The organism is Bacteroides sp. AM10-21B (genome assembly GCF_003472565.1).
GTDB classification, from domain to species: Bacteria; Bacteroidota; Bacteroidia; order Bacteroidales; family Bacteroidaceae; genus Bacteroides; species Bacteroides propionicigenes.
On sequence record NZ_QRME01000007.1, the window covers coordinates 23,795 to 36,550 of the forward strand.

At 45.7% G+C, this 12,756-nt stretch carries 12 protein-coding genes; 3 read left to right on the forward strand and 9 right to left on the reverse strand.

Annotation, left to right across the window (positions count from 1 at the left end; all coding sequences use genetic code 11):
• The first annotated feature begins 88 nt into the window (after window positions 1–88).
• The 3 genes from DW121_RS10380 to DW121_RS10390 are packed head-to-tail and all read left to right on the forward strand — an operon-like array spanning window position 89 to window position 3,122.
• The gene (locus DW121_RS10380) at window positions 89–310 is read left to right on the forward strand and encodes a DUF4492 domain-containing protein (RefSeq protein WP_117710263.1); all 222 of its coding nucleotides are present in this window, start codon (window positions 89–91) and stop codon (window positions 308–310) included.
• A 54-nt stretch (window positions 311–364) separates the two neighbouring features.
• The gene (locus DW121_RS10385; RefSeq protein WP_117710262.1) at window positions 365–1,918 is read left to right on the forward strand and encodes a cytochrome ubiquinol oxidase subunit I; all 1,554 of its coding nucleotides are present in this window, start codon (window positions 365–367) and stop codon (window positions 1,916–1,918) included.
• Window positions 1,919–1,970: 52 nt separating this feature from the next.
• A complete protein-coding gene (locus tag DW121_RS10390; RefSeq protein ID WP_117710261.1) occupies window positions 1,971–3,122 on the forward strand; it encodes a cytochrome d ubiquinol oxidase subunit II in 1,152 nt (383 codons plus the stop codon).
• A gap of 132 nt (window positions 3,123–3,254) precedes the next feature.
• On the opposite strand, the gene DW121_RS10395 is transcribed toward DW121_RS10390, so the two are convergent.
• The 9 genes from DW121_RS10395 to potA all read right to left on the reverse strand — a co-directional run bounded on the left by DW121_RS10395 (window position 3,255) and on the right by potA (window position 12,685).
• On the reverse strand, window positions 3,255–3,677 hold the full coding sequence (locus DW121_RS10395; protein WP_233514836.1) for a lipocalin family protein: 423 nt from the start codon (window positions 3,675–3,677) through the stop codon (window positions 3,255–3,257).
• Between the two features lie 530 nt (window positions 3,678–4,207).
• On the reverse strand, window positions 4,208–4,942 hold the full coding sequence (mtgA, locus tag DW121_RS10405) for a monofunctional biosynthetic peptidoglycan transglycosylase (protein WP_118323715.1): 735 nt from the start codon (window positions 4,940–4,942) through the stop codon (window positions 4,208–4,210).
• A 48-nt stretch (window positions 4,943–4,990) separates the two neighbouring features.
• A complete protein-coding gene (locus DW121_RS10410; RefSeq protein WP_118323716.1) occupies window positions 4,991–5,665 on the reverse strand; it encodes an OmpA family protein in 675 nt (224 codons plus the stop codon).
• 93 nt (window positions 5,666–5,758) lie between these two features.
• A complete protein-coding gene (locus tag DW121_RS10415; protein ID WP_117710256.1) occupies window positions 5,759–7,087 on the reverse strand; it encodes an MATE family efflux transporter in 1,329 nt (442 codons plus the stop codon).
• Between the two features lie 16 nt (window positions 7,088–7,103).
• On the reverse strand, window positions 7,104–8,270 hold the full coding sequence (gene nagA / locus DW121_RS10420) for an N-acetylglucosamine-6-phosphate deacetylase (protein WP_118323717.1): 1,167 nt from the start codon (window positions 8,268–8,270) through the stop codon (window positions 7,104–7,106).
• A gap of 37 nt (window positions 8,271–8,307) precedes the next feature.
• Window positions 8,308–9,642 (reverse strand): ABC transporter substrate-binding protein, encoded by a 1,335-nt coding sequence (locus DW121_RS10425; protein WP_118323718.1) that lies wholly within the window; start codon window positions 9,640–9,642, stop codon window positions 8,308–8,310.
• 34 nt (window positions 9,643–9,676) lie between these two features.
• Window positions 9,677–10,468, reverse strand: coding sequence for an ABC transporter permease (locus DW121_RS10430; protein ID WP_117710253.1), 792 nt, complete (start codon window positions 10,466–10,468; stop codon window positions 9,677–9,679).
• On the reverse strand, window positions 10,465–11,265 hold the full coding sequence (locus DW121_RS10435; protein ID WP_117710252.1) for an ABC transporter permease: 801 nt from the start codon (window positions 11,263–11,265) through the stop codon (window positions 10,465–10,467). Before DW121_RS10435 ends, DW121_RS10430 begins: the two co-directional genes overlap by 4 nt.
• A 22-nt stretch (window positions 11,266–11,287) precedes the next feature.
• Window positions 11,288–12,685 (reverse strand): polyamine ABC transporter ATP-binding protein, encoded by a 1,398-nt coding sequence (gene potA / locus DW121_RS10440; RefSeq protein ID WP_117710251.1) that lies wholly within the window; start codon window positions 12,683–12,685, stop codon window positions 11,288–11,290.
• Window positions 12,686–12,756: the final 71 nt, after the last annotated feature.

The window sequence follows — 12,756 nt, forward strand, 5'->3', positions numbered from 1 at the left end:
TTTTCTGCCGATAATTAACTTTTTAGGCTTTTATTTGTTATTTATATAAAAGTATTTTATATTTGTAATGATTATAAATTAAGCTCCTATGAGAAACCTCGTAACCGGTATCTGGCGATTCTATCTTGAAGGCTTCCGAAGTATGACATTAGGGCGTACTTTGTGGCTGATAATCGCAATCAAACTATTTATCATGTTTTTCATCCTCCGTCTTTTCTTCTTTCCTAACTATCTGAATAAAGCTGCGGTAGGCGCTGATAAGGAAGATTATGTCAGTCGGGAACTGATACTGCGGGCAGGAGGGGAATAGTGATTATTTATACCTCTCTTATATGTAACACTTAATAATTAACATTTAATTCTCATGCTTGAAAACATTGACACTTCTCTGATTGACTGGTCGAGAGCGCAATTTGCCTTGACCGCTATCTATCATTGGATTTTTGTGCCGCTTACTTTAGGACTGGCGGTAATTATGGGCATCATGGAAACGGCGTATTACCGTACGGGTGACGAGTTTTGGAAACACACTGCCAAGTTCTGGATGAAGCTCTTCGGCATCAATTTCGCCATAGGTGTGGCTACGGGATTGATTCTGGAGTTTGAATTCGGTACGAACTGGAGTAACTACAGCTGGTTTGTGGGCGATATTTTCGGTGCTCCGCTTGCTATCGAAGGTATCTTGGCGTTCTTTATGGAGGCCACGTTCATAGCGGTGATGTTCTTCGGCTGGGACAAGGTGAGCAAACGTTTCCACCTTGCTTCTACTTGGCTTACAGGACTGGGAGCCACTATTTCCGCTTGGTGGATTCTGGTGGCAAACGCTTGGATGCAGAATCCGGTGGGTATGGAGTTCAATCCCGATACTGCCCGCAATGAGATGGTGGACTTTTGGGCTGTGGCTACTTCACCGATGGCTGTCAACAAGTTTTTCCACAGTATATTGTCCGGCTGGGTGCTGGCTGCTGTGTTTGTGGTAGGTGTAAGTTGTTGGTATTTGTGGAAAAATCGTGAGAAGAAGTTTGCCTTGTCAAGCATAAAGATAGCTGCCTGGGTGGGACTGTGTGCTGCCATACTTTCCGCATGGACAGGTGACGGTTCCGGTTATCAGGTGGCGCAAAAACAGCCTATGAAGCTGGCTGCCATGGAAGGTTACTATCAGGGACGGGAAGGTGCCGGGTTGGTGGCATTCGGTATTCTTAATCCTGAAAAGGAAACGGCTGATGACGGAAAAGATGCTTTTCTTTTCCGTATGGAGATTCCCAAATTCCTTTCTTTGCTTGCCGAACGTGATTCAAAGGCTTTTGTACCGGGCATCAATGATTTGTTGAAGGGCGGATATCCTCTGAAAGACGGAACGACTGCACTCTCCGCCGAGGAAAAGATTGAAAAGGGAAAGACGGCCATCGGAGCTTTCTCCGCCTATCGAAAGGCTAAAGCTGCGGGCAATGATGCCGAAGCGCAGGTGGCAGCCAAAGTACTGAAAGAGAATGTGGCGTATTTCGGTTATGGATATATTAAAGATGTAAATGAACTGGTTCCCAACGTACCGCTTACATTCTATATGTTCCGTGTCATGGTGATATTGGGCGGATACTTCATCCTATTCTTCATCGTAATTTTGGTTCTTGCCTATAAGAAAGACTTGTCACAGATGCGCTGGATGCATTGGGTGGCAATGCTGACCATTCCGCTGGGCTATATTGCAGGACAGGCAGGCTGGGTAGTAGCCGAATGCGGACGTCAGCCGTGGGCCATTCAGGATATGCTGCCTACCAGTGCCGCTATCTCCAAACTGGATGTTGGCTCGGTGCAGATAACGTTCTTTATCTTCCTCGTGTTGTTCACCATTATGCTGATTGCGGAAGTGGGCATTATGTTGAAGGCGATACGGAAAGGACCGGAAGGAAGAGGATAAAAGGTGATACCTTGTCACTCTATCACATTATAACTTTATCATATTTTAAATTATGAGTACTTATATATTTCTTCAACAATATTGGTGGTTTGTAGTATCCCTGTTGGGAGCTATACTGGTTTTCCTGCTGTTTGTGCAGGGTGGTAATTCGTTGATATTCTGTCTGGGCAAGACGGAGGAGCAACGCAAGATGATAATTAATTCTACGGGGCGGAAGTGGGAGTTTACATTTACTACGCTTGTAACGTTCGGTGGTGCGTTTTTTGCATCGTTCCCGTTGTTTTACAGCACAAGTTTCGGCGGAGCATACTGGCTGTGGATGATTATATTGTTTACTTTTGTGTTGCAAGCTGTCAGCTATGAGTTCCAGTCAAAAGCGGGCAACCTGTTGGGTAAAACAACGTACCGTGCTTTTTTGGTGATAAACGGAGTGGTAGGTCCAGTGTTGTTGGGAGGCGCTGTGGCAACATTCTTTACGGGATCGGAGTTCTATATTAATAAGAGCAATATAGCTGATACGGTGATGCCTGTTATCAGTAGTTGGGCCAATGCGGGACATGGTTTGGATGCGTTGCTCAACCCTTGGAATGTGGTACTGGGACTGGCGGTATTCTTCCTGGCGCGTATTCTCGGCTCTCTCTATTTCATTAATAATATCAGCGACGCGGATTTGGTGAAGCGTTGCCGTCGTGCGTTGTGGGGTAATACGGGATTGTTCTTAGTATTCTTTTTGGCATTCGTAATCCGTACGTTGCTTGCCGAAGGTTATGCGGTAAATCCGGAAAGCGGAGAGGTATTTATGGAACCCTATAAGTACCTGACGAATTTCATCGAGATGCCCGCAGTGCTGATTGTATTTCTTGCAGGTGTGCTTGCTGTGCTTTGGGGAATTATCCGTACGCTGTGGAAGCCCGCTTTCGACAAAGGAATATGGTTTGCCGGCATAGGTACGGTGCTTACGGTATTGGCTTTGTTGCTTGTGGCGGGCTATAACAATACTGCCTATTATCCCTCTACCGCCGATTTGCAAAGCTCGCTTACACTGGCAAACAGCTGTTCCAGCCAGTTCACACTGAGAGTAATGGCATATGTTTCTATTTTGGTTCCTTTTGTGCTTGCTTATATATTCTACGCATGGCGCAGCATCGACAAGAAAAAGATTGATGTGCAGGAGATGCAGGAAGAAGGGGGACATGCTTATTGATAACCTGTAGTTTCTTTATGAAAATCTAAAGATATTGAATGATAAAGCCTCGCATTTGGATTCCAAATGCGAGGCTTCTTGTTTTATACTCCTTGCGTATGAGAAGTAAGAGAAACAGTTACTCTTAAATGATTATTTCTTTTTAAAAGTAATTTCTGTATATTCTTCCTCACCATCTTCGTCTTTATCATGCCATACAATAACAGCTGTATTGGTATTTAAGGTTGTAATAGTGTATTCCTCATCATACCCATACTCTGTGATAATAAGTTTGTTGTTGTCTTTAATCTTCCAAGTGATTTCGTATTCATCGGAATATCCGTCATAGCTATATTTGTAAGTTCCTGTACCACCTTTTTTGAAAATATAGGTATCTTCGGTGTAGGCTCCGTCATAGCTATCGGTTTTCCACTTATCATCATCATCCAGATACTTTTCCCAACCTTTCATCCAAGTAGATTCCCAAGTACCAATGATTAGTTCGTTGGCATCTCCGGCAATACCACCTTCGTCGTCATCACCACAAGAAGTAAAACCAACACATAATGCCAACATTATGCATGACATCCAAAATTTAAGTTCAAAGTTTTTCATATTGTTTTTTTTTGAAATTAATATTAAAACGGCACAAAGATAAATTCTATTAGATTGAAAAACTTTGTCTTTTTGTGGTTTTTATTTACACAGAAGTGTTGTGTAATATTCTACAAGAAACGTATATTATTCTGAATCATTTTTATTATCGACAGGAAGGAGGGGAGAATCTTTTAGCTCGGCGGAGTAATATTGGAAGAAGTCATGATTTAATATATAACAAATGCGCATTAATAAATCTGTGTCTAAACTTTGTCTTTTAAAGATGGAATACACATTGGTACGATCGCAATATAATTTCTTTGCGAACCAACTTGCGGTACGTTCTTGACGATGTAACTCAGTTTCTATCAGTTTGCCAATGTTTATCATTATGTGTATAATAATATATACTAGTAATTGTTTTTCTGATGTATTATAAACTAAATTTATTGTTTTCTATTTGTTCTTTTTTATTTGCCTATTACAAAAATAAGAAAATTCTTATTTCTTCACAAGAAAAACTTTTTTTTATTTCTTTTTTTCTTAAAAGCAGAGACTTTCTCTTCCGGAAATTTCGGTATGAGTTTCATCAATCGCAGTATCTGTCCTTGCCTTTTCAGTATGTAACTTGAAGGGTGTGCAGAGTCAAAACGTATAGGGTTGGGTAAAGTTGCGGCAATCAGTGCGCACTGTCCGGCTGTGAGTTTGGCTGCAGTGGTGTGGAATTTGTATTTGGCAGTGGCTTGTGCTCCATAAATGTTTTTACCCATTTCGATGGAATTGAGATAGACCGTCATAATCCGTTCTTTCGACCAGAAAAGTTCTATCATCCACGTGAAGTAGACTTCAAAACCTTTGCGAATCCATGAAGACTGAGGCCATAGGAATACATTCTTTGCCGTCTGCTGACTAATGGTGCTTGCCCCGCGTTTCCGTTTGCGTTTTTCGTTTTCTTTCATAGCTTTCTGTATCTCAATGAAATCGAAGCCGTTATGGGTGGCAAAGCGATTGTCCTCCGAAGCGATAACGGCCATAGGCAGATGAGAGGAGATTTTGTCGAACGCTACCCACTCGTGATGCCATACGGGACTTTCTCCCTTAAACATCTGCTGTACGCTTCGAATAACCATTAATGGAGTGATGTATACCGGTACAAAACGATAAACCACTACCATAACGGTAGTGGATATAAAGAAAAAAAACAACAGGTTGCGGATTATCCGCAGAGGTTTGGAGAATTTCATATGTATTCGGTTAATGAAAACTAATTAAGCGGCTTTGCCGCTTAATTGTCATTTCCCTGCTTCCGCATTCCTAATCATCTGTTCACTGGCATACATGAATATCACCACCCGACGGTTTTGGCTGGCAGACAAACTTTCATCGTATTCATTATATCCCACACCTTCCACTTGTTTAAATTGTGAAGGAGACACGCCACAATCCTGCAAATAATTCTCTACGGTATAGGCGCGGTTCTTGGAAACTTTCATATTGGCTTCGTATGTACCGACCTTATCGGTATGGCCTATTATTGCGATGTCCGTAGTGGTGTCTTCCTTCAAAATCTTGGCAAGGTCGCGCAGGGAAGCTTTGGCATCGTTACTCAGTGTAGAGGAGTTAAAGGCAAACAGAATACCGGAATCGAATGTTACCTTTACAGCATCCAGATTGTTGGCATCTTTCACCATTTCCACCTGTGCACCTTCAATTTTGGCGGCTTCGGCAGCTTTCTTGTCCATCTTATGACCGATTGCCACACCTGCACCCGTACCCACTGCGGCACCCACTGCGGCACCGATAGCCGCACCTTTTCCCTTACCGAACAATCCGCCAATAATGGCTCCTGCCGCTGCACCCGAACCTCCACCGATGATTCCACCTTTTGTTGTATTATTCATGGTGCTGCAACTACCCAGTAATATAGCACTGCTCAGCAAGAATGCTGTAAATTTCATTTTCTTCATACTTCTATTTTTTAATTGGTTCAAGTTTTACTGATACAAATTTATGTATATAATACATTCGTTGACACCAAAAAGTTTACCGTTGTACTTTTTTTAGAGAATTTTCCTTTTAATAAATATAAACCACCCCGTCAGAATCAATCCTTTGGCAATGGTAGTGCTGCTTACCGCCCACCAAATTGCATCCACTCCAAACCCCATTTGCACAAGTACCAAAGCTACCGGAATACGCATATAGTTGCATCCTATACTAACGATAGCCGGCGGTACAGTGCGCCCTATGCCGTAAAATACACCTTGCATGGTTATTTCCAGCATCATGAACAATTGTGAGTAACCGTCGATGCGCAGAAAGTTACCTCCAGTGCGGTAAGCGGCTTCTTCGGGTACGAAAACCGAGAATACCTCGCTGCCATAGAAGATGAATAGTAGCGAACAGAGTGTGCCGAATACCCCCGTCATCCAAAGCGTCGTCTTCCATGCCTGCCATACACGTGCTTTCTGTCCGGCGGCATAATTTTGTGCTATGAAGGCACTGAGTCCCGTAGAGAAGCCTTGTGACGTATTCCAAGTGATAGCTTCTATTTGTCCGCCTGTGGTGAAAGCCATAAGTCCGATATGCCCGCCTTGTTCAGCTGCCGTACGTGAGAGGAACATATTGACAAAGGCAAACAGTGTGTTTAGTGTAGCAACAGGCAGCCCTAACTTAAATATACGCTTGCTGTACTTCTTTTTCAATCGGATGAAAAATGGAAATCCTCCGAGCAAATCATCTTTTTGTCGGAGCTTGTAGATGAAGATGAAGCATACGGCAGCTTCGGACAGCCATGTAGCAAGTGCTGCTCCCACCGTTCCCCAACCGAAGCCGAAGATAAAGAGAGGGTCGAGCAAGATGTTCATCACAAGTCCTGTTCCGCTAATGTAGAACGGTGTCTTGCTGCGCCCTGATGCGTTGTAGATACCCGTAAAGGCGGCGGACAGAAAGACAAAGGGTAATGCCGTCGACACGATGCGCAAATAAGTTACGGCATTGTCGGTGATATATGTTTCCAACTCGAAAAGGCGCATGATGGGCTGGGCGAAAGCAAATAACAGTCCGCCCCAGCATACGGAAATAAGTAATGCAATGCTGATGTTGTGCGAGGCGAACGCACGTGCGTCTTCCTGGTTTTTCGCTCCGATGGACTGTGCCACGCTGACTTCCGATCCTACCTTGTTCAGCAAGGCAATAGAACCTGACATCCATGTGAGAATACCTACCGCACCTACTGCTGCAACCGCCTCACTGCCCAATCTGCCCACCCAAGCCATGTCCGTCAGGCTGTATGCCATTTGGATAAAGGAAGTGGCCATAATAGGCATCGCCAGACTGAACAGCTGGCGATTGATAGGTCCTTGAGTCAGATTTTTTGCTCCAAGCACGGTATTGCGAATTAGTTTACTTATAATTCAAGAAACTCTCTTGCACCAGTTTCCCCGCTTGCCATACAGCACGTATGTTCAGTTCCTTATCCAATATCAGGATGTCGGCATCCTTATCTTTCTGCAGAGAACCTTTCCGGTCGTACACTCCCATAATACGTGCCGGAGTTTCAGAAGCCATACGTAAGGCGTCTCCCAACGGGATACCGGCTTTTGTCATGGTACGTACCAACACATCCATAGTAGCAATACTGCCTGCCAGAGAAGACCGGTCGGCAAGTTTGCATACACCGTCCTCAATGATATAGCGGGGATCGTTGATTTCCTTACCTTCGGTGGCAGCGCAGGAGAGGGCATCCGTTACGAGACAGGTATGTTCCACGCCTTTCAGCTTATATGCCAATCTTAGGATGGTGGATGGCAGGTGGATGCCGTCGGCGATGAGTTCAATGGTCATGCCATCGGTCAGGTAGACGCTCTCCACAGTGCCCTCGTACTTGTATTCGCGGCGTTTGTGGAAGCCCGGCATGGCATTGTAAAAGTGTGCGGCATGGGTGAATCCGGCATCGTAGGCGGCACGGATGCCATCATATTCGGCTTCGGTGTGCGATACGGCTGCCAATATGCCTTTTTCGCGCAGGTAACTTGCAAACTCCAGTGCACCGGGCAATTCGGGGGAAGCATCCCATCGACGGATACAACGGGTACTTTCTACAAGTTCCCGGTATTCTTGTTCGTCAATCTCTTTTACTTGGTCGGCAAACTGTTCACCAGCCATTTTTTTGTTGAGGTAGGGACCTTCGATGTGAAGTCCCAATACGGGGCTGTCAGGCTCTGACATAAGCTGTTCGCACACTTGGGCAGCCTGGTGCAGCTTGCTGAACGGAGAAGAGGAAATAGTAGGGTAGAAGCTCGTAGCACCATGATTGAGGTGTGCATTGATGATGTTGCGGAACGCTTCTTCTGTACATTCATTGAAGTCGTGTCCGCCACCGCCATGTGCGTGCATACAGACAAAACCGGGCACGATGTACATACCTTTGGCATCAATGAGCCGTGCGCCGATAAGGGCGAGGTCGCAGTTAGTCACTTCGAGAATTTTTCCGTCGCGCATCAGGACGGAACCTTCATTCAGCCAGCCTTGCGGGGTGAATATGCGTCCGTTAATAATTTGAGTAAGCATTTTCAGATTTATGATTTAAGATTTATAAATTATGATTTCAGCGTTGTGATTTCCGTCTCCGGTGGTGGCGCTGTTTGTGCTTGTACTTGCGTATCTTGCCGTACACCAACCAAATGAATAATACTCCGAATACAGAAAATATCAGCAATACGATACCGGTGTTGAGGTTGTCTCCTTTCACGCGGCTCCACATCTCGAGTACGAGTTCAGTACGGTCGCCGAAGTCACGTATCATGGCACAGCGTTCCACTACTTTTCTGTCGGGATATTGTACGGGGTTTATTTGCAGACTGTCTGCACCTACACCTTCACCAAAAAAGTAGCTGAGGTCGGAGCGCGTCTCAATGGAAGTGTCCCGCTTGGCTTCCATAATTTCGGGAGTGGCAACAGCACTTACGTAGCCTATAGCATCCATGTTGCGCAGGGCGATATCTGGTTGACAGAGATAGTTAATGAAGTAGGAGGCAGCCTTTGGATTGCGTGCGTATTTGGGGATTACCCAACCGTCATACCATATATTACTGCCCTCACGCGGCACTTCATAGGCAAGGTCCACGCCTACTGCTCCGGCTTCTTCAATGGCCCATACGGCGTCACCGCTCCAAGTGAGGTTGAGCCAGGTCTTGTTCTTGGTCATCATCTCTTTGCCAAAGTCTGCTTCCCAACCGGATATGTTGGGTTTCATAGCTTTCAGATATTTCTCGGCAAGGACTATGGTCTGTGAGGAATTGTCATTCATAAGTTGCTCTACGGTTACAATACTGTCAGCAAGCTGGCGGGCATGGGCGTAGATAATGGCGGTTCCGTAGGCATCGCGGTAGCTGTCTTTCATCAGGATTTTGCCCTTGTTCTTGGAGTTCCACAGGCAATGCCAGCTGCCGGCTTCGTCAAGAGTGATGAAACTACGGTTGTAGAGGATGCCGGCTGTACCCCACATATAAGGTACTGCATAGTCGGTGGTGATACGTCCCGGTTGACTGGTCTTGTTCAGCTCCCGACGGATGTAGGGGGAGATGTTGGGCAGGTAATCCGGAGTTTTGCCGAAATTGCGGTTGATAGGAAGGAGAAGGTTCTTTTTCAGCATTCGTTCGATGATGTACTCCGAAGGGCACACCACGTCAAAATCCTCATGACCACGCTCTATTTTGGTGAGCATTATTTCGTTAATGTCGAACACTTGGTAAACGAGACGGATATCCTCACCCGTTTGCTGTTTATACCAAGCAGGAAATTCGGCAAGCACATCTTCGTCGATGTAGTCCGCCCAGTTGTAGACTTTCAGTACGTGGCTGCGCTCCTCGCCCGAGTCCTTACAGGAAACGGCTGTGAGGATAAAGCAGAGAAGAAGAAATATGTCTGTAAATCGTTTCATTGTTTTCGTTTGGCAAGTTTATCTTGGCTATATTTTAATTTTTCTGCGCACGTTCCGCACGTTTGTTGATGACAATCAGCAACACCAACACTGTAATGAAAATTATGGTGGACAGGGGACGCAGTTCCGGTGTCAGTCCTCCTTTGCGCGCATCAGCGTAGATATAGGTAGAAAGCGTTTCCAGCCCTTCGTTTCCAATAGTGAATATGGTTACCGCGAAATCATCGATAGAGAGCGTAAAAGCAAGTATAAATCCGCTTATCATTCCCGGAAATATCTCCGGCAGAATTACTTTGCGCAATGCCTGAAAAGGAGTGGCTCCAAGGTCGAGGGCAGCTTCATATACATTTTGGTTCATCTTTTTCAGACGGGGCATTACGCTCAACACCACGTAAGGGGTACAGAACGTGATGTGCGCCAGTACTACTGTGGTGAATCCCTGAGAAATACCGAAACTGACAAACAACAAGAACAGTGACACACCCGTAATGATGTCCGCATTCATCATCGGAATGGCATTAGCGAAGTTCATCACTTGGCGTGTACGTGTACGCAGGTTGAAGATGCCGATAGCTGCGATGCTGCCCAACGCCGTACTGGCGGTAGCAGCTAATATAGCGATGGCAAAAGTGTTCCAAATGGCGTTCATCAGAGAATGGTGCATACCACCTGTAAAGAGTGAACTGTACAGCTTCGTGGAGAATCCTGTCCAGTTACCCAGCACTTTGGCTTCAGTGAACGAGAATATCATTATAATAAGTATAGGCGAGTAGAGCAGCGCAAGCAGCAGCCACAGGTAGCCTTTGGCAAGAATACGTGTCATCATATCACACCTCCGCTTTCATTGGATGCGCCGTCCTCCTCGTTAGTAAAGAGGATGGTGACGCCTATCAGCAATAGCATGATGAGCGACAAGGCTGCACCGTAGTTCCACATTCCGTTGTAAATATTCTCTTGCACGGTCGTTCCAAAGAGTTTGATATTGTTCATCGTCAGCAGTTCGGCAATGGCAAAGGTACTCACCGTAGGCATAAATACCATTACTATACCGCTCATGATGCCCGGCATGGAAAGAGGCAGTATCACTTTACCGAATACTTGCAACGGGTTGGCTCCGAGGTCTTGAGCGGCTTCTATGAGGTTGTGATCCATCTTCTGTAATGTATTGTAGATGGGATATATCATGAAGGGCAGGAAGTTGTACACCATGCCGAACACGAGCGCACCTTCACCCAGCGGCAGGTTCAGAAAGTCGAACAGCGCTACGGTGGCAAGTGTACGTATCAGTATGTTCACCCACATGGGCAGTATGAAAAGCACCACCATCGTCTGCGAAGTGTTAAACTGTTTCTGACTGAGGATATATGCCGCAGGATAGCCCAGCAACAGGCATGTCAGTGTCGTGATGATGGCTATGCCGATAGAGTACACAAATGTATTCATTGCCTCCGGATGCATCATGAATTTGCGGAAGTTGGCAAAGGTAAAAGCTCCCTCGGCATCCGTAAAGGCATATAGTACAATCAACAGGAGCGGCACTATCACAAATATCAGCAGAAACAGTGCATAGGGAACTGTCCAATTGCGCCGCCGCATGAAAAAAGAAGATAACTTACTTAACATCACATATTAATTTATCGCCTTGTCACTCTATTATCTTATCACCTTTTTTCACCCGTATATTCTCGGGTGCAATCCGTATTCCCACTCTGTCTCCGTCATCCCATACATCGTTGGTGTCTACGAAGATATCTTCGTCCCAATCAGTAAACACAGTCAGGTGGTAATGATTCCCTTTGTAGAGGATAAATTTCACTTCGCCCGTCAGTCGTCCGTCTTCTTCGTTGTCTTCGAGGATAACGTTTTGGAAGTCCACTTCTACCTTTACGGGTATTTCGGGTTGTATGTCGCGTACCGGACTGCACTCGAAGCTGCAACCCAAGAATTCCACATGTGTTTCATCCAAAAGTTTTCCTTCGAAGGTATTGCAGGTGCGTTCTTTCTTCATTACGTGGATGTCGAAGGGCTTTACCAGTAAGCCCACCTCCCTGCCGGCTTCAAAGCAGTGATAATCCTGTACCATCAATTCGTAGCCTTCACGGGTCTGCACCAGCATCTCGTAGTGTACGCCTTTGAAGATGGAACTTGTTACGGTTCCCATCAGCTGTGCCGCATCAGAAGGGTCGAAAATGTAGATGTCTTCCGGACGGATAACTACATCCACCTGTGCCTGTTCTCCGAAGCCTGCATCCACACAGTCAAATTCGTGCCCGCAGAATGCGACGAGCTGGTCGTGCACCATTACACCGTTCAAAATGTTACTTTCGCCGATGAAGTCGGCTACAAAAGAGTTGGTTGGTTCGTTGTAGATGTCTATCGGAGTACCGATTTGCTGTATTTTGCCTTCACTCATTACGACAATGGTGTCGCTCAGCGTAAGGGCTTCTTCCTGGTCGTGGGTGACATATACGAAAGTGATGCCCAGCTTTTGGTGCATCTCTTTCAGTTCCATTTGCATATCCTTGCGCATTTTCAGGTCGAGGGCGGCAAGGGGTTCATCAAGGAGCAGCACTTCGGGCTCGTTGACGATGGCGCGGGCTATGGCAACACGCTGTTGCTGTCCGCCGGAGAGGGAATCCACGTCGCGATCCTCATAGTCGGTCATGCCTACCATACGGAGCGCCTGTTTCACTTTCTTTTCGATAGTGGTGGCGGGCAGCTTCTTCAGCTTGAGACCGAAAGCTATGTTATTAAATACATTGAGATGTGGGAACAAGGCATACTTTTGGAATACAGTATTTACCGGACGGCGGTGGGGAGGTGTCTGTGTGATGTCTTTCCCTGCAATGGTAATCACTCCTTCCGAAGCAGTCTGGAAGCCTGCAATCAGACGCAACAACGTCGTCTTTCCGCAACCGGACGGTCCCAATATCGTTACAAACTCGCCCTTACGGACAGACAAATTTACATCATTCAGTACGGCTTTATCTCCGAAGAACTTTGATACGTGCTCTACACTGATGATGCAGTCGGACTTTTGCATAAGCGTTTCTTACTTTATCCAAACTAATTAAACAAATCTCTACCTGATATAGTCAGTCATAAAAAAGTGGC

Excerpts from the sequence above, each read along its gene's own strand:
- potA (WP_117710251.1), bottom strand. The coding sequence starts at position 12,685 with ATGCAAAAGTCCGACTGCATCATCAGTGTAGAGCACGTATCAAAGTTC.
- DW121_RS10385 (WP_117710262.1), top strand. The coding sequence starts at position 365 with ATGCTTGAAAACATTGACACTTCTCTGATTGACTGGTCGAGAGCGCAA.
- DW121_RS10425 (WP_118323718.1), bottom strand. The coding sequence starts at position 9,642 with ATGAAACGATTTACAGACATATTTCTTCTTCTCTGCTTTATCCTCACA.
- DW121_RS10410 (WP_118323716.1), bottom strand. The coding sequence starts at position 5,665 with ATGAAGAAAATGAAATTTACAGCATTCTTGCTGAGCAGTGCTATATTA.
- DW121_RS10430 (WP_117710253.1), bottom strand. The coding sequence starts at position 10,468 with ATGATGACACGTATTCTTGCCAAAGGCTACCTGTGGCTGCTGCTTGCG.
- DW121_RS10390 (WP_117710261.1), top strand. The coding sequence starts at position 1,971 with ATGAGTACTTATATATTTCTTCAACAATATTGGTGGTTTGTAGTATCC.
- mtgA (WP_118323715.1), bottom strand. The coding sequence starts at position 4,942 with ATGAAATTCTCCAAACCTCTGCGGATAATCCGCAACCTGTTGTTTTTT.
- DW121_RS10380 (WP_117710263.1), top strand. The coding sequence starts at position 89 with ATGAGAAACCTCGTAACCGGTATCTGGCGATTCTATCTTGAAGGCTTC.
- nagA (WP_118323717.1), bottom strand. The coding sequence starts at position 8,270 with ATGCTTACTCAAATTATTAACGGACGCATATTCACCCCGCAAGGCTGG.
- DW121_RS10435 (WP_117710252.1), bottom strand. The coding sequence starts at position 11,265 with ATGTTAAGTAAGTTATCTTCTTTTTTCATGCGGCGGCGCAATTGGACA.
- DW121_RS10395 (WP_233514836.1), bottom strand. The coding sequence starts at position 3,677 with ATGTTGGCATTATGTGTTGGTTTTACTTCTTGTGGTGATGACGACGAA.